25 protein-coding genes are annotated in these 19,980 nt (G+C 38.8%); 15 read left to right on the forward strand and 10 right to left on the reverse strand.

What is annotated here, in order from left to right:
• Positions 1 to 157 precede the first annotated feature (157 nt).
• Positions 158 to 334 (forward strand): hypothetical protein, encoded by a 177-nt coding sequence (locus tag AB986_RS22610; RefSeq protein WP_169749945.1) that lies wholly within the window; start codon positions 158 to 160, stop codon positions 332 to 334.
• Positions 335 to 437: 103 nt separating this feature from the next.
• On the opposite strand, the gene mnhG is transcribed toward AB986_RS22610, so the two are convergent.
• From mnhG to AB986_RS17295, 6 genes are read right to left on the reverse strand one after another with little or no spacing between them, the layout of a single operon-like run.
• On the reverse strand, positions 438 to 800 hold the full coding sequence (gene mnhG / locus AB986_RS17270; protein ID WP_048312730.1) for a monovalent cation/H(+) antiporter subunit G: 363 nt from the start codon (positions 798 to 800) through the stop codon (positions 438 to 440).
• On the reverse strand, positions 772 to 1,062 hold the full coding sequence (locus AB986_RS17275) for a Na(+)/H(+) antiporter subunit F1 (RefSeq protein ID WP_048312732.1): 291 nt from the start codon (positions 1,060 to 1,062) through the stop codon (positions 772 to 774). The genes mnhG and AB986_RS17275 overlap by 29 nt, the downstream gene beginning before the upstream one ends.
• Positions 1,059 to 1,535, reverse strand: a complete 477-nt coding sequence (locus AB986_RS17280; protein WP_048312733.1) for a Na+/H+ antiporter subunit E — start codon at positions 1,533 to 1,535, stop codon at positions 1,059 to 1,061. The genes AB986_RS17275 and AB986_RS17280 overlap by 4 nt, the downstream gene beginning before the upstream one ends.
• A 5-nt stretch (positions 1,536 to 1,540) precedes the next feature.
• On the reverse strand, positions 1,541 to 3,022 hold the full coding sequence (locus AB986_RS17285; RefSeq protein ID WP_048312735.1) for a Na+/H+ antiporter subunit D: 1,482 nt from the start codon (positions 3,020 to 3,022) through the stop codon (positions 1,541 to 1,543).
• Complete coding sequence (locus AB986_RS17290; RefSeq protein WP_048312737.1) at positions 3,015 to 3,353, reverse strand: Na(+)/H(+) antiporter subunit C; 339 nt, start codon at positions 3,351 to 3,353, stop codon at positions 3,015 to 3,017. Before AB986_RS17290 ends, AB986_RS17285 begins: the two co-directional genes overlap by 8 nt.
• Positions 3,353 to 5,695, reverse strand: a complete 2,343-nt coding sequence (locus tag AB986_RS17295) for a Na+/H+ antiporter subunit A (RefSeq protein WP_048312738.1) — start codon at positions 5,693 to 5,695, stop codon at positions 3,353 to 3,355. The genes AB986_RS17290 and AB986_RS17295 overlap by 1 nt, the downstream gene beginning before the upstream one ends.
• Before the next feature lie 178 nt (positions 5,696 to 5,873).
• On the opposite strand from AB986_RS17295, the gene AB986_RS17300 reads away from it, so the two are divergent.
• Positions 5,874 to 6,326 carry a hypothetical protein gene (locus tag AB986_RS17300; protein WP_048312739.1) on the forward strand — a complete coding sequence of 151 codons (453 nt, stop codon included), beginning with the start codon at positions 5,874 to 5,876 and terminating at the stop codon, positions 6,324 to 6,326.
• Positions 6,327 to 6,715: 389 nt separating this feature from the next.
• Here AB986_RS17300 and sda read toward each other — a convergent pair whose 3' ends face one another.
• Positions 6,716 to 6,859, reverse strand: a complete 144-nt coding sequence (gene sda / locus AB986_RS21890) for a sporulation histidine kinase inhibitor Sda (RefSeq protein ID WP_084006618.1) — start codon at positions 6,857 to 6,859, stop codon at positions 6,716 to 6,718.
• Between the two features lie 355 nt (positions 6,860 to 7,214).
• On the opposite strand from sda, the gene AB986_RS17305 reads away from it, so the two are divergent.
• From AB986_RS17305 to AB986_RS17340, 8 genes are read left to right on the forward strand one after another with little or no spacing between them, the layout of a single operon-like run.
• Positions 7,215 to 7,730, forward strand: a complete 516-nt coding sequence (locus tag AB986_RS17305; protein WP_048312740.1) for a YqeG family HAD IIIA-type phosphatase — start codon at positions 7,215 to 7,217, stop codon at positions 7,728 to 7,730.
• 2 nt (positions 7,731 to 7,732) lie between these two features.
• Entirely contained in the window at positions 7,733 to 8,842 is a 1,110-nt protein-coding gene (gene yqeH / locus AB986_RS17310; RefSeq protein WP_048312741.1) for a ribosome biogenesis GTPase YqeH, read from the forward strand.
• A 13-nt stretch (positions 8,843 to 8,855) separates the two neighbouring features.
• On the forward strand, positions 8,856 to 9,698 hold the full coding sequence (gene aroE / locus AB986_RS17315; RefSeq protein WP_048312742.1) for a shikimate dehydrogenase: 843 nt from the start codon (positions 8,856 to 8,858) through the stop codon (positions 9,696 to 9,698).
• Entirely contained in the window at positions 9,699 to 9,989 is a 291-nt protein-coding gene (yhbY, locus tag AB986_RS17320; protein WP_048312743.1) for a ribosome assembly RNA-binding protein YhbY, read from the forward strand.
• A 17-nt stretch (positions 9,990 to 10,006) separates the two neighbouring features.
• Positions 10,007 to 10,579 (forward strand): nicotinate-nucleotide adenylyltransferase, encoded by a 573-nt coding sequence (locus AB986_RS17325; RefSeq protein WP_048312960.1) that lies wholly within the window; start codon positions 10,007 to 10,009, stop codon positions 10,577 to 10,579.
• Positions 10,566 to 11,132, forward strand: coding sequence for a bis(5'-nucleosyl)-tetraphosphatase (symmetrical) YqeK (gene yqeK / locus AB986_RS17330; protein ID WP_048312744.1), 567 nt, complete (start codon positions 10,566 to 10,568; stop codon positions 11,130 to 11,132). Before AB986_RS17325 ends, yqeK begins: the two co-directional genes overlap by 14 nt.
• A 20-nt stretch (positions 11,133 to 11,152) precedes the next feature.
• Complete coding sequence (gene rsfS / locus AB986_RS17335) at positions 11,153 to 11,506, forward strand: ribosome silencing factor (protein ID WP_048312745.1); 354 nt, start codon at positions 11,153 to 11,155, stop codon at positions 11,504 to 11,506.
• Between the two features lies 1 nt (position 11,507).
• Positions 11,508 to 12,245 (forward strand): class I SAM-dependent DNA methyltransferase, encoded by a 738-nt coding sequence (locus AB986_RS17340; protein WP_048312747.1) that lies wholly within the window; start codon positions 11,508 to 11,510, stop codon positions 12,243 to 12,245.
• 76 nt (positions 12,246 to 12,321) lie between these two features.
• On the opposite strand, the gene comER is transcribed toward AB986_RS17340, so the two are convergent.
• A complete protein-coding gene (gene comER, locus AB986_RS17345; RefSeq protein WP_048312749.1) occupies positions 12,322 to 13,158 on the reverse strand; it encodes a late competence protein ComER in 837 nt (278 codons plus the stop codon).
• 101 nt (positions 13,159 to 13,259) lie between these two features.
• On the opposite strand from comER, the gene AB986_RS17350 reads away from it, so the two are divergent.
• From AB986_RS17350 to AB986_RS17360, 3 genes are all read left to right on the forward strand, one after another.
• A complete protein-coding gene (locus tag AB986_RS17350; RefSeq protein WP_048312751.1) occupies positions 13,260 to 13,889 on the forward strand; it encodes a helix-hairpin-helix domain-containing protein in 630 nt (209 codons plus the stop codon).
• A gap of 63 nt (positions 13,890 to 13,952) precedes the next feature.
• Positions 13,953 to 14,519: a ComE operon protein 2 gene (locus AB986_RS17355; RefSeq protein WP_048312753.1), complete on the forward strand. Its 567-nt coding sequence runs from the start codon at positions 13,953 to 13,955 to the stop codon at positions 14,517 to 14,519.
• The gene (locus tag AB986_RS17360; RefSeq protein WP_048312755.1) at positions 14,519 to 16,798 is read left to right on the forward strand and encodes a DNA internalization-related competence protein ComEC/Rec2; all 2,280 of its coding nucleotides are present in this window, start codon (positions 14,519 to 14,521) and stop codon (positions 16,796 to 16,798) included. Before AB986_RS17355 ends, AB986_RS17360 begins: the two co-directional genes overlap by 1 nt.
• A gap of 27 nt (positions 16,799 to 16,825) precedes the next feature.
• Here AB986_RS17360 and AB986_RS21895 read toward each other — a convergent pair whose 3' ends face one another.
• Complete coding sequence (locus AB986_RS21895; RefSeq protein WP_048312757.1) at positions 16,826 to 16,957, reverse strand: YqzM family protein; 132 nt, start codon at positions 16,955 to 16,957, stop codon at positions 16,826 to 16,828.
• Positions 16,958 to 17,357: 400 nt separating this feature from the next.
• Between AB986_RS21895 and holA the strand changes: the two genes are divergently transcribed.
• Complete coding sequence (holA, locus tag AB986_RS17370; RefSeq protein WP_048312759.1) at positions 17,358 to 18,380, forward strand: DNA polymerase III subunit delta; 1,023 nt, start codon at positions 17,358 to 17,360, stop codon at positions 18,378 to 18,380.
• 47 nt (positions 18,381 to 18,427) lie between these two features.
• On the opposite strand, the gene rpsT is transcribed toward holA, so the two are convergent.
• Complete coding sequence (gene rpsT / locus AB986_RS17375; protein ID WP_048312761.1) at positions 18,428 to 18,694, reverse strand: 30S ribosomal protein S20; 267 nt, start codon at positions 18,692 to 18,694, stop codon at positions 18,428 to 18,430.
• A 156-nt stretch (positions 18,695 to 18,850) separates the two neighbouring features.
• On the opposite strand from rpsT, the gene gpr reads away from it, so the two are divergent.
• Positions 18,851 to 19,969, forward strand: a complete 1,119-nt coding sequence (gpr, locus tag AB986_RS17380; protein WP_048312763.1) for a GPR endopeptidase — start codon at positions 18,851 to 18,853, stop codon at positions 19,967 to 19,969.
• Positions 19,970 to 19,980: the final 11 nt, after the last annotated feature.

The raw sequence follows: 19,980 nt of genomic DNA on the forward strand, positions 1-19,980 counted from the left end.
CGTTAAGTCTTATCCAATTGTAGAACATCTCTAAGAGGTTGAACAGTCAATACGTTGAATTTAGAAAACTCCGCAAATCCCCATACATAACTGTCCATCCTATCATAGACTATACTATCTACCAGAAGGATGTCTGCAGGAGAGAAGGAGGGGGAATATGAAAGGCTATGGCTACGGTTATCCAGGTTGTGGTTATCCCTATCCGCCATACCCATATCCATATCCAGGCTATGGTGCCGGTTATTTTGCTTTAATCGTTGTCCTACTTGTTTTATTGCTCGTGATAGGCGGAGGATACTATTATTATACAAATTTTTACGGGAATATCAGATAATAATTGTAGAAAATAATGTTGCAATGGATGGGACTTGAAATTGGTGAACTGTTTCATGAGTCACTTAACTCATTCCCTATAGAAAAAAGCAAGCACGATAGGGTTATCCCTTCGTGCTTGCTTTGTTATGTTCCTTTTTTTCAAGATCATCTCTCGTTGTCTTTTCCCATAGAGGAACACCCTTCTGATAAGCAGCCCTTGAAATCATGTGTCCAGAAACCGGTGCAGTCATCAGAATAAAGATGATACCAAGAATCAGTTTTCCACTCACCATTTGTTGTTCGAAAATGAAGTAAAGAAAAGCTGCAATTAAAATTCCAGCAACTCCTAATGTTGCACTTTTTGAAGCAGCATGAAGCCGAGTATAAACATCAGGCAGGCGAAAGATACCTAGTGCTCCCGAGAAAAGAAAAAATGTTCCGATAAGCAGTATGATGCTAATCACGACTTCTTTCAATGATAACACCCTTTTCCAAGAATTTTGCAATAGCGACTGTTCCAATGAAAGCAAGAATACCAATCAAGAGAATAATGTCGTTAAAATATTGTGTTTCTAACTTTATTGCTAGAATACCTGCTATTGCCATCAGGTTAATACCGATTGTGTCAAGTGCCACGGCGCGATCAGGATTAGACGGTCCTTTAATTGCGCGGTAGAGAAGAAATAGAGTAGAGATGGCGATGACGACAATACAAATGGTCGAAACAGTTGATAAGAGTGTAGTCATCTAGTCACCTCCATAATAGCCTTTTCAAATGTACCTTTGATTTCCTTAATGACTTCGTCAGCGTCTGGTGCATCCATCGCATGAATGTATATATGCATATTATCTGGTGCGACAGAAACGCTTAGTGTTCCAGGAGTTAAAGTAATTAAATTTGCCAACATAGTGATTTCCCAATTTGTACGAACCTCAATAGGTACAGCTATAATTCCTGGTTGCATATTGAGTTTTGGAGAATAGACAAGCTTAACAACCTGCACATTCGCCATAATCAGTTCTTTGATAAACAAAAACAATAATTTACAAATGGACCAGATACGATAGAAGTAAAATCGATCTGGAATAAATCGCTCCATCAATAGGAGCAATCCTATCCCGAATAAGTAACCGACAAAGAATGTACTAAAAGAGTAACTTTCAAAAAGAAACATCCAGAGCACGGCAATAATTAGATTAATAATAATTTGAATAGGCATGCCATCTACTCCTTCATTACGGAATCAATATAATTTGCTGGGTCAATCATTTGATCAGCTATCATCTGCACAGTTGGGTAAATAAATTCAGCACCTAAGCCAAGCGTTATTGTAAACAAAAGAAGAAACGCAGCAGGAACAATTTTTCCTTTTGTAGGGTTAACTTCCGGTACTTTATCTTGCTTAGATTCTCCCCAAAAACCGTTAATAAAGATTCGTATAATAGATAAAAGAATCAAAAGACTTGTAAGTAGTCCAATGATAGCAAGGACATAATGCCCTTCTTCAAATGCCCCACGAAGAATTAGAAGCTTCCCTACAAAGCCACTGAATGGCGGAAGTCCAGCCAAGGCAAGAGCTGCGATGAAAAATAGCCAGCCGAGCAGTGGTTGATTCTTAATTATCCCGCCCATTTTTCTCAGATCAGATGTACCAGCATAGGCTACCATTGCCCCCACCAAGAAGAACAGAGCTGCTTTGATGATCATGTCATGAAGCAAGTAATAAACTGTTCCCGCTAGTGCAGTTGTTGAAAAGATGCCAATTCCAAGCATCATATAACCTACTGCAGGAATGATGTTGTACGCAATAATAAGTTGTACATTATTCGTAGAAAGAGCTCCAATCACACCAAATACCAGGGTTAAACCTGCCAATATGAGTAGAATTTGGTGAGTGACTGTGAGGTTGTAAACAAAAATTAATGTGAATACCCTTAATATTGAATATACCCCGACTTTCGTAAGTAATGCTCCGAATAATGCTGAAATCACAGTAGGAGGAACAGTATATGATTTCGGTAGCCAGAAATAGAGTGGAAAGAGAGCTCCTTTTGTAGCAAATACAATTAACAAAAGGATAGCAATGGTTGTTAAAATACCATCCTGCTCTATTTCACCTACTCGCTCTGCTAGCTGCGCCATGTTAACAGTGCCTACTACTGCATAAAGAAATGACACTGTTGTAACGAAAAGAATAGATGAAAATAAGTTAATGATAATGTATTTAAAGGACTCCCTGAATTGCTCTTTCGTCCCTCCCAGTACGATCAAACCATAAGATGCGATCAATAGTACTTCGAAGAATACAAATAGGTTAAAGAGATCTCCAGTTAAGAAAGCTCCACTTACGCCTGCAATAAGAAGCTGAAAGAGAGGATAGAAGTAGTATCGCTCTCTTTGTTCATCTAGTGAGTTAAATGCATAAAAAGCACAAGCAACAGCTACAAGGTTAGCTGTTACAACAAGAACAATTGCAAGCGGATCAGCGACAAGGACGATACCGTAAGGAACTACCCAATCTCCTGCTTTTAGAACAATTGTGCCATTTTGTAGTACGTTATATGCGATCAACGAGACTACAACAAGATTAATGATGACCATAATGCGAGTAATCATTCTTACAAGTGGCAATCGTTTATTAAGAAAGACTAGGATGATCCCCGTTAGAAGCGGTAATAGTATTGGCATTATAGCTAAGTTACTCATTGTCGTTTCCCCTCAACTTCTCCATATTATCGGTCCCGTTTGTCTGGTATGCCCGATACGCTAACACAAGAAGAAATGAAGTCACACCGAAGCTAATGACGATGGAAGTCAGAATAAGTGCCTGTGGAAGCGGATCAACATAATTTGTTACGTCTTCTGAGAGAATTGGAGGTTTTCCTCGATTCAGTTTCCCCATCGTAATAATGAAAAGGTGGGCTCCATGAGACAGAAGTGCTGTACCGATTACAATCTTAAGAATTTGTTTTTGTAGCATCATATAAACTCCTGCAGTGAATAACATTCCTGCAAGCACTGACATAACGATTTCCATTAATCATTCCCCTCCTTCTTGCCAGGACGTAGTTTAATCATGGTGAAGATCCCAAGTGCAGCAAGGCCAAGTACAACAATTTCAAGCATTGTATCAAGACCACGGAAGTCTACGAGAATGACGTTAACTACGTTGTCTCCACCACCCAATTTGTAGGAATTTTTGATGAAGTAATCTGAAATTGGATCAAAGAACTTTGTGCTGTGTGATGCAATACCTATCATCGTAACAAGAATTCCAACTGAAATGGAGATAACCCAATTCACCGCATTAGTTCGTTTTGATTCTTTTTCTTTTCCAAAATTAGGGAGATGGTAGAAACAAAGTAGAAATAGCGCAACTGTTACAGTCTCAACAATAAGCTGAGTTAGCGCAAGGTCAGGTGCACGGAAGAATACAAACAGAAGAGATAATCCGTATCCGACAATACCAAGCACAAGAATTGCAGCAATCCTGTTATTCATAAAGATGGTACCGAATGCTGCAATTGCCATTGCAATGGCGATGAGTATTTCTGGCGCAGCAATAGGCGCTAGATCATCAAATGCAATTCGAAAACCACCCGTAATGCTCATCGTAAATCCTACAAGTCCAACAAAGAATACAAGAATATAGATCATGTAATGTCTAAGTGAACCAGTCATGTAGGCATTTGTCAGCTTTCTCGAACCATTCAATATCCCATTAATGAGACCGTCGTATGCTTTAGCTGCCGATAGCTTACCAGGAAAGACGCTGTATATTCGTTCCCATTTTGTACGAGTTAAATATAAGACGGTACCGAGCACAAGAACGGCGAGACTCATATAGAGTGGCGCGCCAAAGCCATGCCAGAATTTAATATGCGTTTCACCGACGTTACCAGTAATTGAATCAACCATAGGTGAAAGGAGCGCATGACCAAAAACATCTGGAACAAGTGCAATAATAATAACGAGCAGTACGAGTACAATTGGTGATAATAACATTCCAATTGGAGCTTCGTGTGGCTTTTGAGGCAATTCATCTCTTTGTTTACCCGTAAACGTTCGGAAAAATAGCATGACAGAATAAACAAATGTGAAAATACTCCCCCCGACTGCCAAATAAGGAAAGAATGGTGATACAGCTTCTACAATCGTTGAAGCTTCTTCAAAATGAAGAGACGATTCAAAAAACATTTCTTTACTAAGGAACCCATTTAAGAATGGAAGCGGAAACCCTGCCATCGAAAATGTTCCTAATAAGGCTAATGTAGCTGTGATTGGCATGAATGTAAACAAACCACCAAGACGTCTGATATCACGCGTTCCTGTTTCATGGTCAATGATACCTGCAACCATAAACAGACTTCCTTTAAATGTTGCATGGTTTAAAATATGGAAAACTGCTGCAAGCACAGCAAGTTCGGTTCCAAAACCGAGCATAGCCATAATCATACCAAGCTGACTAATTGTGGAGTAGGCAAGAATTGCTTTAAGATCTGTTTGCCTAACTGCCATATAAGATCCCCAACAAAGAGTTAACAACCCGAACCCGCTTACGATCAAGAAGAAAAGATCTGTACCTGCAAAGATAAGGCTCAGTCTTGCAACTAAATAGATTCCAGCTTTCACCATTGTTGCTGAATGTAGAAATGCACTAACTGGTGTTGGTGCTTCCATTGCATCAGGTAACCAGGTATGGAATGGGAATTGAGCTGATTTCGTAAACGCTCCGAGAAGAATCATAATTAATATGAATGGAAAGAGGGAAGACTGAACAACCATCTCTGCATTCTCGATAATCCCCCTGATGCTAGTCGTTCCAGTAATGTCTGCCATCATCAAAAATCCACCAAGCATGGCAAGACCACCAAAAACAGTTATCATCATTGATTTAAGAGCACCAGAAGTAGATTTCTCCCTTTGATACCAATACCCAATTAGAAGAAACGACGAAATACTCGTGAGCTCCCAAAATGTATAAAGGACAAAAAGATTATCTGATAAAACAACTCCGAGCATTGCGCCCATAAATAACAGAAGATAAACATAAAAATGGCCAAGTTTCTCGGCTTTACTTAAGTAATAGATGGAATAAAGAACAACAAGTGATCCAATTCCTGTAATCAAAAGCGCGAAAAACAGACCAAGACCATCAATGAAAAATGAAACGTTAACGCCGAGAGATGGAATCCACTCAAACGTTTTAAGTGTATGTACACCGTGTAAGACATCTTCTATAAACGAAAGAAAATACCCAAATAAAACAATCGGAACTAATAGAACAAACCAGCCTAAATGGACCTGTTTGACGCCCCGATAAATAAACGGGATGAAAAACGCTGCCAGAAAAGGTAGCAAGACAGCTGCATGAAGCATTCTACAAAACCCTCCCCAATAATCCTCAATATGATAAAAGTTCAAATGAACTCATATTGCAATAACTCAATTGTAATCAAAACTAGACTAATTTATCAACTTTTCATGTCTGTAAAAGTAACTTACCCGTATAAGTTTACCAATCAACGCCGATTCTATTTGCGAAAGGAGTATGCACATGATAAAATCCATTTCTATACTTTTTACAGTTCTAGTTCTTCTTACTGCCTGCCAATCGATTTATAAAAGTGATGATAATTCGCCATATGCTCCAAGAGAATATTTCAGAGCAATTGATGTTGAACCTATTGGCACGGCCCTTTTGAAAGAAGACAATACCATTTCTACACTTAACGCTATTAAAAATAAAATGCAAGATGAAGGTGCAATAAAGGATGTTATTGTCTTGACACACAAAAACCAGGCAGTTGTCGTGTTAAAACCTTTTGCATATGAAAGAAGAAATGTGGATGAGATACTATCCGAGTATCGTAAAAGATTAGATGAAGAAAAAATAGCGGCTGTATTGTTAACAGAGCCTGTTGATTATCGTAAAGCGAAGAGAATGAAGAATATGGAAGAAATAACTGGTGAAGAGTGGGAACTTCATTGGGGAAGTTATTTTAATTAATTGGCTCTTTTCGTAGACATTGTTGCTATATGAGTGGGTGAATTTCCGCTCCAGGATGCTCGCTTTCCGCGGGGCGGGCGGTGAGCCTCCTCGTCGCTAACGCTCCTGCGGTGTCTCACCTGTCCCGCTAATCCCGCAGGAGTCGAGCATCCTTCCGCTCCAATAAGAAGTGCGGTTATTTCAATAATTATTTCAAAAGCAACAATCTTTTAGAAAAGAGCCAATTAATTTGACCCTTTTCGTAGAGATTGTTGCTATAGAGTGGGTTAATTTCCGCTCCAATCACTAAGTGTGGTTTTTTTAAATATTTGTTTCAAAAGCAACAATCTTTTAGAAGAGAGCTAAAAAGAAACAAAAAACCAACCCTACGAAGATCAAGGTTGGCAAAGTTAAATTCCGATGAGATGAACTTGTTTATCGAGGCTTCGTCTTTCAATTTCTCTTTGGATCAATCCAATGAAGTCATTGCTTAACTTAAGTTCCTTTGCTTTATAAAAGGATTCAATCAATAAGTCATCAGATAACTTTTCCATGATTAAGCACCTCCTAAATAAGGTTCTAGTTTCCGTCTATTCCGCATATTGTGTATGTGGATCTTTTATTTGCAGTTAGCGTACCACGGATGTACTGCAAGAACAACCGTTCCGTTATCCACAGTTAAAGGTGGATAATTTGTGGGTAAAGTGTTTATATCTAAGTTATTAGTAATGAATGTAATGTCCGCAAATGTGCATAATGTTATCCACAATTTGAGGGAACATCGGAATTTGTCGAAAAATTTTGATATCGTTTATCTTTTTTCTTTATAAATCGTACTGAAGTTAATTGTTGTACGAGTGAAAAATATTGATACAATAGGTATGTCACAAATAGTAGGAGTGTTGATCGTTGTTAAATACTTTTTTACCTAATGAACACGTACAAGACATTTTTCAAATCAGTCCTAAATTGCTCAAAGATCGTGGAGTGAAAGGGATTATAACTGATCTTGACAATACGCTTGTAGAGTGGGATAGAGCTGATGCAACGCCAGAATTAACGAAATGGTTCAAGCAAATGCGTGATGAGGGCATTCTTGTTACAATTGTTTCGAATAATAATAGGACAAGAGTTGAGAAGTTTGCTTCTCCTGTAGAAGTGCCATATATATATGAGGCTCGAAAGCCAATGACCAAAGCTTTCCGAAAAGCATTAAAAGATATGAAGTTAGAAGCTAATGACGCTGTTGTCATTGGGGACCAAATCTTTACAGATGTTGTTGGGGGAAATCGTATGGGACTTCATACAATTCTTGTTGTACCTGTCGCAAGTACAGATGGATTCTTTACGAGGTTCAATCGCAGAATGGAAAGTGTTTTCTTAGCATGGATGAAACGTAAAGGGAAGATAAATTGGGAGGAATAAGTTTGGACAACGAACAAATTATTTGCGCCGGATGTGGCGTGCATATTCAAACAGAAGACAAAAATGCACTTGGCTATGCCCCGCCTTCTGCTCTGAAAAGAGATGTGATTATTTGTCAGCGCTGTTTTCGTCTAAAGCATTATAATGAAATTCAAGACGTAGCACTAACAGATGATGACTTCTTGAAGATTCTAAACGAAATTAGTCAGACTGACGCACTTATTGTTAAAATTGTAGATATCTTTGATTTTAATGGTAGTTGGCTCCCTGGTATCCAGCGGTTTGCAGGTAATAACCCTGTCTTACTCGTAGGAAATAAAGTCGATCTATTGCCTAAGTCTGTTAATCAAACCAAGTTAATTAAATGGATGCAATCAAGTGCAAAAGAGAATGGTTTAAAACCAGCTGACGTTATGCTTATGAGTGCTTCTAAAGGCAATGGTGTAATGGACGTTGCTGCAGAAATTGATCGTATAAGGGATGGCCGCGATGTGTATATCATCGGATGCACAAATGTTGGGAAATCAACATTCGTCAATCGTCTCATACAGGAGTTTGGCGGAGACGCGGAACAAATGATTACAACTAGCCAATTTCCTGGGACAACGCTTGATTTAATTGATATCCCACTTGATGATGGTCAAACGCTCTATGATACCCCTGGTATTATTAACCACCATCAAATGGCTCATTTTGTAGACGCGGAAGAGTTAAAGATTATTAGTCCAAAAAAAGAAATTAAGCCAAAAGTATTCCAGTTAAATGAAGGACAGTCACTGTTCTTTGGAGGGCTTTCTCGCCTTGATTTTGTAGAAGGTGGACGTCAGTCCTTTATTTGTCATGTTTCTAATGATCTTTATATTCATCGTACAAAGATGGATAAAGCAGATGAGCTTTATGAAGAGCACCTTGGTGAACTCCTTTATCCACCTGGAGAGCAAACCAAAAAAGAGCTTCCAAAACTAGTTAGCCATGAACTCAGAATTAAAGAAGAGAAGATGGATATCGTATTTTCTGGTTTAGGCTGGGTAACAGTATCAGGTAAAGGGACTACTGTAAAAGCGTATGCGCCACAGGGTGTTGGAATATCGATACGAAAATCGCTAATCTAGGAGGCATAATGTTATGGGGAAACTATACGGGCTGATTGGTCATCCTGTAGGTCATTCAATGTCACCGATTATGCATAACTGTGAATTTAGGGAACTTGGATTTTCCGACCATTACCAGGCTTTCGACCTCTCACCGGAGCAGCTTGAGGATGGCGTGGAAGCAATGAAAATGCTGGATGTTCAAGGGTTTAACGTAACCATTCCACATAAAGTTGCCATTATGCCTTTACTAGATGAGGTTGAACAAGAAGCGCTTGAAATCGGTGCAGTTAATACTGTGTATAAAAGCGGTGGTAAATTCATAGGAACGAACACTGACGGAAGAGGTTACTTAATGTCCCTTCTTTCAGTGATTGGTGAAAGTAGCCTCCAAGAAAAGAGCATTCTTGTGATAGGTGCTGGAGGTGCTGCAAGAGCAGTCGCGGTTTCAATATGTCGCTCAGGTGTAGCATCATTAACAATCGCAAACCGAACCATAGAGAAAGCGGAAGAATTAAGTAGCGTATGCAGCAAATACGCTAAAACGGATGCGATATCCCTATCTGAAGCAGAAACAACATTAAGTAGCTTCGATATTGTCATTAATACAACGTCCATTGGGATGAGTCCCCATCTAAATCACACTCCTCTAAAGCTGGACCATATGAAAACAGGTACAGTGCTTAGTGACCTAATTTACAATCCACTTGAAACACAGTGGTTGAAAGAGGGGAAACAAAGAGGGGCAGTAGTAGACAATGGCGTTTCCATGTTTGTGGAGCAAGGAGCACTTGCTTTCGAAAAGTGGACTGATGTCGCACCGAATCGACAACGAATGAGAAGAACGGTTTTAAAAGAGTTAGGAGGACAAAAATAAATGTTAACAGGTAAACAAAAACGTTTTTTACGTGCAAAAGCAAATCGTCTTAATCCTATTTTCCAAGTAGGTAAGGGTGGCGTAAATGAGAATATGACAAAGCAAATTGAGGAAGCACTTGAAGCAAGAGAGCTAATTAAAGTAAGCATTCTTCAGAATTGTGATGAAGATCGTAACACAGTGGGTGACCAGTTATCGAGTGAAACAGGTGCTGAACTTGTTCAAATTATCGGGAATATGATTGTCTTGTACAAAGAATCAGAAGAGAATAAAGAAATTATACTTCCATAATGACTGGTCAACAAAAAATGAAGGTCGGTCTACTTGGTGGAACATTTGATCCGCCCCACCTGGGGCACTTAGCACTTGCTCAAGGAGTGTTAGAGGCGTGTGAGCTTGATGAAGTGTGGTTTATGCCGAGCCACCGTCCTCCGCATAAGAACGGTAGTGATATTACAGAGAATCATCACCGAGTAGAGATGGTTCAACGAGCGATAGAAGGTAATCCGAAGTTTAAGGTCACCTTAATTGAATTTGAACGTAATGGACGTTCTTTCACAATTGATACAATTGAAATACTGAAAGCTAATTACCCGGATATCGATTTCCACTTTATAATAGGTGGGGATATGATTGAGGATCTACCAAATTGGCATCGTATAGATGAGTTATCTAAAATGATTTCATTTATAGGTGTCAATCGCCCTGGTTATCATCCGGACAAAGAGCAATATGAAGTCTCATTGATTGATGTTCCTCAAATCGATTTGTCTTCTAGTGAAATCAGGAGAGATTTAAGCTTTGGGAAAAGTGGTAGATATCTACTTCCAGAATCTGTCCGAATTTTAATTGAAGAGAAGGGATTATATGAATCGAAGTAAGGCATTAGAGTTAGTCAAACCTCATTTAACTGAGCATCGCTATGTTCATACAATCGGTGTTACAGACACGGCAGTTGAACTGGCTGGGAAATATGGTGCAGATATTGAGAAAACAGAGATAGCTGCAATTTTTCACGATTATGCCAAGTTTCGTCCTAAAGATGAAATGCGAAGTATTATTATAGAACAATCTATGCCAGAGGATTTACTTGAGTACTCTTCAGAACTCTGGCACGCTCCGGTGGGGGCCTATCTCGTTAAATGCGAAATGGGAATAACAGATGAAGAAATTCTTGGAGCGATTAAATACCATACCTCTGGTCGTCCTAATATGACCTTAATAGAGAAATGTGTTTTTATTGCGGACTATATAGAGCCTGGACGAGCGTTCCCAGGGGTTGAAGAAGTTAGACAAATGGCTCAACAAGATCTCGATAAAGCGATTGCGTTGTCTCTCAGGAATACTGTGCAGTTTCTAATGAAAAAGAATCAGCCTGTTTACCCGGCGACATTCTATACCTACAACAGCATTGTAAAAACGCATAACTCCTGAGAAGAAATGGAGGAAACAACATGAATGAAAAACAAACGATTAACCTGGCTGCAAAGGCAGCAGATGATAAACGAGCAGAAGATATTGTTGCATTAAATATGAATGGTATCTCATTAATTGCTGACTACTTCTTAATTTGTCATGGTAACTCTGAGAAACAGGTTCAAGCCATCGCAAAAGAAGTGAAAGATCAAGCTCTTGAGCAAGGAATGGATATAAAGCGTCTTGAAGGATATGATCAAGCGAGGTGGGTTCTTGTTGATTTAGGATCAGTCATTGTTCATATTTTCCATAAAGATGAGAGGAACTATTATAACCTTGAAAAACTATGGGGCGATGCACCACATTTATCGCTGAATGAGATTCTAGCTTAATATGCACTCATATGAACGTTTTTCTTATGTTTATGATCGGCTAATGGAGCATGCTCCATATGATGATTGGGCCCAGCTCGTACAGAATGAAATGTCATTTGGCAATGTTCTTGATTTAGGGTCTGGAACAGGAGAATGTTCGCTTCGTCTTGCGGAGTATGGTTTTAACGTCACGGCAGTTGACCTTTCTGAACATATGCTTTCTGTAGCTCAAGACAAAGCAATGCAAAACAAGCTGTCTCTTACATTTCTTCATCAAGATATGCGCGAACTTGATACAGGTGAATTGTATGACGTGATTACAATCTTTTGTGATTCATTGAACTATATAACTGATATGGACGACGTTAAAGAGGTTTTACGTCGCGTTTACGATCATTTAAAACCCCAAGGCATCCTTTTATTTGATGTTCATTCTCTTCATAAAATTGATCAATTTATTGAACAAACTTTTGCTAGCAATGAAGAAGAAATTTCATATATATGGAATAGTTTTGCAGGTGAAGAAAAAGGCTCGGTTGAGCATGAATTAAGTTTCTTCTTGGAAAATGAAGAAGGTTTATATGAACGATTTGATGAACTACATTTCCAGCGAACTTTTCAAATCTCTGACTATAAAACGTGGTTAACTGAAGTTGGCTTCGACATAACGTCCATTACAGCAGATTTCACAAAGCAATCCCCTACAGAAGATTCGGAAAGAGTATTCTTTAGAGCAATGAAACCACAAAAAGGTTGATTTCAAATGAAATCAACCTTTTTACTATTTCCATAAAGGGATTTTCTATTACCTGACGAATTAACCTAATTAGCTCCTAATTTTGCTTCGACTCCTCTTTAAATTGCAACTTAATTCCTCTTCGATCTTCTTCAAATTTCTTATGAGTTCTCTGTATCAGATGATGAAACATTTCTCCGGTTTCCTGTTCAAGTACTTTCAAACCTTCTCCTGTTACCCCACCTTTTACAGTTACTTTCTTTTGCAGCGTTTCTAGTGAAAAATAATCTTTTTCGAGAAGTTTACCCATACCAATCAGCATTTCCGTAGCAAGAATGGACGCCTGTTCAGCTGATAGTTCTGTTTCTGCGACCGCTCCTTCAATGAATTGTTGAATGAGATAGCTCAGAAATGCTGGTCCACAGCTTGCGATATCGGATGAGACTCGGGTTACTTCTTCGTCTGTTTCAATTGGTGTTGAAATTTGTGACATTAAATAGAGCAAGCGTTCTTTATTTACTTCCGAACATTGGCTACTAAAAGTCACTAAAGAAGGACCACCCAAAGCTCGATTTGTAATGCTTGGTATAGCTCTTGCAACATCACATGGAACAAACGTTTCTAGTTCACTCACTTTTATAGGGCTAGTAATGGAAACAACCAACTGCTTTTGTTTCAACCCTGATCGTATCTTTTTAAGTAGTGGAAAATATTCATGTGGTTTAACACAAATGAAAATAATATCAGATCGATTTACAACTTCTTCTGCATTTCCTGCAACATAAAGGGACGGGTATTGATTTTTCAAGTTATTCGCCTTTTCAATTGTTCGATTTACAATACTGAGATGGGAAGGTTTTACGGCCCATGAGTCAATAAAGGAAGAAATAAGAACTGTCCCCATATTGCCGGTACCAATTACACCGATTTTCAATCGTCTTCCCCTCCTTCCATACTCATTTCTCCTACAACATATGTAAGAAAGTCACATTATATGTTTATGTCCAAGCAACATTCGAAAGGAATGATGACAGAATGAAGTACATCCAACGTTTTACTGTTCGAGAAAAAATTTTATTAGCGTTCGTCTTGCTCGGACTTGGAGCCTGGTTATTTTACTATTTTGAATCCCCCAAAGCAGTGAAAGAAGAGACGGTATTCAGCGTACAAGATTCTAATCAACATAACCCAGGAGAGAATGGTGATGTTGGTAACGAAAAAGGGGTAGCAGAAGAACCTGAAATCATAATGGTGGATGTAAAGGGAGCAGTGATTAATCCGGGCGTGTATGAAATGGAGAGTCTAAGCCGTATTAAGGATGTTATTACTAGAGCGGGAGGTTTTGTTAAGAATGCCGATCAAACTCAGCTAAATTTAGCGGGAAAAGTAACAGATGAAATGGTGATCTACGTTCCAGTTATTGGTGAAATAAGTAAGATACCCCAAACAGGGAACTTGTCTGAAGAGACAAAACTCATATCAATTAATACAGCAGACCTTAACGAGCTACAGGAACTTCCTGGGATAGGACCATCTAAAGCTGAAGCGATCATTCAATATCGTGAAGAAAATGGAGCTTTTAAAGCCATTGAGGATTTACAAAATATAAGCGGAATTGGAGAGAAAACGTTTGAGAAGTTAAAGGATTTAATTAGTATACAATGAGAGATTGACGTAGGGACACGTTTCAATCAAACTAATAGAAGATAAAAAATTGGGGGGAAATCAATGGATCGAATTTCATGGGACCAATATTTTATGGCACAAAGCCATTTGCTCGCACTTAGAAGTACATGTACACGTTTGACTGTAGGAGCAACGATTGTCAGAGATAAGCGAATGATTGCTGGAGGATATAACGGTTCTGTTTCCGGAGGCGTGCACTGTATTGACGAAGGGTGTTATGTGATCGATAACCATTGTGTTCGTACGATCCATGCTGAAATGAATGCTATTATTCAGTGTGCTAAGTTTGGCGTCCAAACAACAGGGGCAGAAATTTATGTTACCCATTTTCCATGTCTGAATTGTTGCAAGGCAATTATTCAGGCGGGTATTAAAACAGTTATCTATGCAGCTGATTACAAAAATCATCCATATGCGATCGAGCTTTTTGAAGACGCAGGCCTTACCGTTCGTCAGGTGGAACTAGAAGAAATGATTCTGGACACGAACAGTCAAGAAAAGCTAAATTTAACGGCAGATTTATTAGAAAAACTTGCTAGTGCAGGTTTGGACGCTGAAGAGGTAAAGCCGTTATATGAAAAAGCTTCAAAACTGTATACTAAGATGTAATGAAAGGGCGATTGTGGGTCTTAGCAGTATCTGCTCTGATTGGCGTGGTGAGTGTAAAGTCTTTCCACGTCCTTTTTCTTGAAACTGTTCTCGTTGCTTGGCTCCTTAAGAAAAATCCGAGGATTTCTGTTTTTTCAATTGCTACTTTTTTGCTTTTTTTCACTTATATGTTTGTTATAGATCAAGCCAACAAGACTGTATTTGTTGAAGGTCACACTGAAGTATTAGGGATTATTTCAACCATACCTGTTGTAGATGGAAACCAAATGTCTTTTGAATTGAAAACGCAAGAAGAGAAACTACAGGTTAACTATTACATTGCTACAGAAGATGAAAAATTTGAAATGCAGAAGTTAAAAGTCGGCTTAACATGTCGTTTATCAGGTGAACTTGAATCCCCCTCACAGCTCCGCGTCCCCTCTCTTTTTGATTATAAACAGTTCCTCTATTACAAAGGTATTCACTGGATTTATAAACTGAATGTCAAGCCAACGTGTCAACAGCTTGATACGTCTATGATTGTTTCTATCAAACAGTTTCGACAACAAATGCTTTCTGATATTAATAACGATTATCCTACTGAGCTCAAAGGGCTAGCAGCTTCGCTTCTTATAGGCGATAGGAGTCTTTTACCAAATGATGTTGAAAGTGCTTACCAGGATTTGGGGTTAAGCCATGTTCTTGCTGTTTCGGGTTTGCATGTAGGAGTAACAGGAGGACTGTTGTTCTGGTTCCTTATTCGTATTGGTCTAACGAGGGAGCGCGTTTATGTTATTCTTTTATTTTTCTATCCTTTATACATGGGGATAACGGGCTTCGCGCCTTCAGTTATAAGAGCCTCCATGATGGCCATGGGTGTTGTAATAAGCATGCGATTACGATTGAAGATTAATCCTCTCGACGGAATTGCTGCCGCTTGTATTGTAATTCTTGTTGTTAACCCTTATTATGCGTTTCACATCGGCTTTCAACTTTCATTTCTTATCGCATTTGCTCTCATCGTTTCATCAAAGCAATTGCTACTTCAGTACAAATCACCATTCACTCAGTTACTTGCGCTATCGACCCTGGCTCAAATTGTATCATTTCCAGTTGTCATTTATCATTTTCATCAAATTGCTTTGTTAAGTCTTCCTCTAAATCTTATCTACGTTCCAATCGTATCCGTTGTTATTCTTCCAATGCTTCTTATTCTAACTTTCATTCAAACGTTTCAGATCATGTCTCTATTTGATTTGTTATCAAATGTGTTATCTCGTTTGGTTGAATTTTTTCACCACATTTTTTTGTGGGCAACAAACCTTCATTACACGATTGTATTCGGTAAGCTTTCAGAAGTGGAGTTGCTAGTTGCAGCATTTATTTGTCTTCTAGTTCTTCTTCATTGGGAAATTGGAAATATGAGAAATGCACTAGTGATCTGGTTGCTATTCTGTGTCTATCTATATGTAATGCCATATTTAAATCCATATGGGGAAGTGACATTTCTTGATGTGGGACAAGGTGACTGTATTTTGATAACGCTACCGTTCCAAAAACAAGTCATACTAATTGATACCGGAGGAAAGCCAACATTTGGAGAAATGGAACACTGGCAACAGAGAAGCTCATCGTTTGATGTTGGTGAGGATATCGTTGTACCTTACATCAAATCAAAGGGTATTCGTTCAATTGATTTACTGATCCTAACTCACGGTGATTATGATCATGTAGGAGGTGTTCCTGCTGTTCTTAAACATCTTAATGTTAACCGAATGATGATTGATCGCAGTCCAGTTCAAACTGATATTGAAATAGAACTCATTGAAACGGCTCGCAAAAAAGGAACGAAAATTTCACAAGCTCTTATAGGACATTCGTGGACAAAAGGGCAGGCTTCTTTCTCCATTCTTCAGGCACTTGAAGAAGGAGAAGAAAACAATGGGAGTATCGTATTATTTGCAGTGATAGGCGGATATAAATGGTTATTTACAGGCGATATTGAAGAATCTGGAGAGCGGATGCTAATCACAAATAAATCTATACCAAAAATTGATATTCTAAAAGTTGGACATCATGGAAGTTCAACGTCTAGTACAGATGATTTTCTAGAGAGATTAAATCCATCTATCGCCATCATTTCAGCGGGTGTTGATAATCGATATGGCCATCCAAACCATGAAGTCACGGAGAGGTTGAAAACCTATGGAATCGGCTCAGCAAGGACCGATCAAAGTGGAACGATCACCTACAGATATTTACCAAATCGAATTGGGAAATGGACAACAATGCTGAAATAGAAAATAGACTGCCTGAAGGCAGTCTATTTAGCCAATTGCTTTAATGATTACAGCTGTGAAGAAAATAATGGAAAAGAATAGAAATGGAACGACGAAACCAACAGCTGATTGAACAGCATCATTTGACTTCATCTGAACATCTTTTTCAAACTCGTTCATTTGGCTTTCCCTCCTGCTTCCCCGTTAGTATTCACTTTCAACTACTGGAGTAGTCTTTATGTAGGGGATTTCCTTTAAAGGTACATTTCAAACCATATTGTATCATGTTTTGTTAGCGGTGTCTTTAATTCCATGAACTGATTAAGTTTGAAAATAGAATTTATTCACAGAATCGGCTCCCTTTCCTGTAAAGAGTTGTCACCCATACTTTATCTTTGCATAGGATATCCTATCTACTACACACCGAACATCGTTGTTGGGTGGGAGTCCTAGGCCCCATTCAGCAGCGTTTACTATAAATGGGAGGCTGATTATAGCAGTCAGCTTCCCTTTTCTACTTGCCAACAAAGCGCTCTGCCATTAGGATAGGAATGGACGAAAAAAATCGAGGTGTACATAGATGTCCATTTCAGAATTGAAGAAAAAAATTAACCAGGACAAGCTTGACCCCATCTACCTTATAACGGGGACGGAAGCTTTTCTTATCGATGAATTGCAGAAATTAATTGTTGATAAGGCCCTTCCAGAAGAGGAACGAGAATTTGGTCTTGCTTATTATGATTTAAATGAGACGCCAGTTCAATCAGCTGTTGAAGATGCTGAGACGATGCCATTTCTTGGTGAAAAAAGAGTCATCATCCTAAAAAACCCTCTTTTTCTAACGGCGGCTAAAGATAAAAGTAAAGTTGAACATGATCTTGAATCACTTCAACGTTATGCAGAGGACCCGTCACCTTTTACCATTCTCATTATTGAGGCGCCTTATGAAAAATTGGATGAAAGAAAAAAGTTAGTTAAGACGATTAAAAAAGCGGGAGCATTTGTAAAAGCGGAAGCGCTACAACAAAGTCACTTAGGGGACTGGCTTAGGAAGCGGGCTGAAGAACTTCATGTAACTCTTGAAAAAGAAGGGGAAGAGCGACTTGTTCAGTTAACGGGCAGTCACTTACTACTTCTCCAGCAAGAAATTGATAAAATGGCTCTTTATGTTGGGGAAGGCGGAGTTGTCAACGAAGAGGTTGTGGATCTTCTAGTCGCGAGAACGCTTGAAAATGATATTTTTGCTCTTATTGATCATATTGTTAAAAAAGATCTTAATAAAGCTTTTCGAATTCTTTATGACCTCATGAAAATCAACGAGGAGCCAATAAAGATATTATCGTTAATCGGAAGACAGTTTAGGATTATTTATCAAGTTAGTGAGCTTTCTAAACGAGGTTATGGTCAAAAGCAAATGGCATCCACTCTGAAGCTCCATCCTTATGCAGTCAAAATTGCACAACAGCAAAGCAAAAGTTTTGAAGAAGAAAAGCTTCTGTATATTCTAGATCAAGTTGCAGAATCTGATTATGAAATGAAAACAGGCAAAATGGATAAAAAGCTCATTCTTGAATTGTTGCTAACAAAAATTAAAAACAAATAAAAAAAGCTGTTGGGTTGCCCCAACAGCTTTTAACTTTTTAAAAGGAATTACGCAGAAATCTCGTTGTACATTTTAGTTAGACGAGATTTTTTACGTGCTACTGTGTTTTTATGGATGATTCCTTTATCAGCAGCTTTGTCGATGCGCTTAGAAGCTTGGCTAAGAGCTGTTTTCGCAGCTTCAACATCTTTAGCTTCTACTTTCGCTTCAAAAGTCTTGATTGCAGAACGCATTTCAGATTTGAAAGCGATGTTGTTAGCGCGACGATCTGATGAAGTTCTAACGCGTTTAACCGCAGATTTAATATTTGGCATACCTTTCACCTCCTTGCAAGGCTTAACAATTCCATGTCATATCCGTGCATAGAACAAGAAACATTCTATCAAATTACCCAAGGGAATGCAATAGAGAATGAAATCCTCATTTCGAGGTTACCCTAACAGGTAACAGATAGAATACGAGGTGATTGTATGGGCCACATAGATTTAGAAAAATATCAGGTGAGAACAGACCTTGCGGTGGAAGCGCAGGAGATGGTGAAAGAAAAGAAAGCGAAGAGTATGAAGAAAGAGAAACCTGATTCGTTAAAAGGTGTCGTCGTTAAAGAAAGAGATGAGCAAGGAGTAAAGATTACAACCGTTGAAGTTACCAAACAAGGTGCAGAGGAAATTGGAAAGAAAGCAGGAAATTACTTAACATTCGAAGTGCAAGGTATCCGTCGAAAGGATTCAGCACTTCAGCAAACCGTTCAAGATGTTTTCGCCCATGAATTTGCGGCATTCCTTGATCAACAAGGGATCACAAAAGATGCAAGCTGCTTGATTGTTGGGCTTGGAAATTGGAACGTAACACCAGATTCATTAGGGCCATTAGTGGTTTCTAATTTACTTATTACCAATCATTTGTTTGAGCTTCAACCCGAAACCGTTTCAGAAGGGTTTCGACCAGTTAGTGCCATAACTCCGGGAGTAATGGGAATCACGGGCATTGAAACAAGCGATATTATTCATGGTGTTATTGAAAAAGCGAAACCAGACTTCGTCATTGCGGTTGATGCTCTTGCTTCAAGATCGATTGAACGAGTAAATACAACCATTCAAATATCTGATACAGGAATTCATCCTGGATCAGGTGTCGGGAACAAGCGAAAGGAACTGAGCTTTGATACGCTTGGTATCCCAGTTATAGCGATCGGTATCCCGACTGTTGTGGATGCTGTTTCCATTACAAGCGATACAATTGATTTCATTTTAAAACATTTTGGAAGAGAGCTAAAAGAAAAGGACAAACCGTCAAAATCACTTTCTCCAGCGGGAATGACTTTCGGAGAACGCAAAACATATACGGAAGAAGATCTGCCAAATGAGGACAAACGGCAGACGTTTTTAGGTATGGTAGGTACGCTTGAGGATGTTGAAAAGCGTAATTTAATTCGTGAAGTACTGGCACCTATGGGACATAATTTAATGGTTACGCCAAAGGAAGTTGATGTATTTATTGAAGATATGGCGAATGTTTTGTCAGGCGGACTAAATAGTGCTCTTCATGGAGAGGTCGATCAGCAAAACAGCGGAATGTACACACATTAGGTCATAAGTGA

Source organism: Guptibacillus hwajinpoensis (assembly GCF_001039475.1).
Taxonomy (GTDB): domain Bacteria; phylum Bacillota; class Bacilli; order Bacillales; family Guptibacillaceae; genus Guptibacillus; species Guptibacillus hwajinpoensis.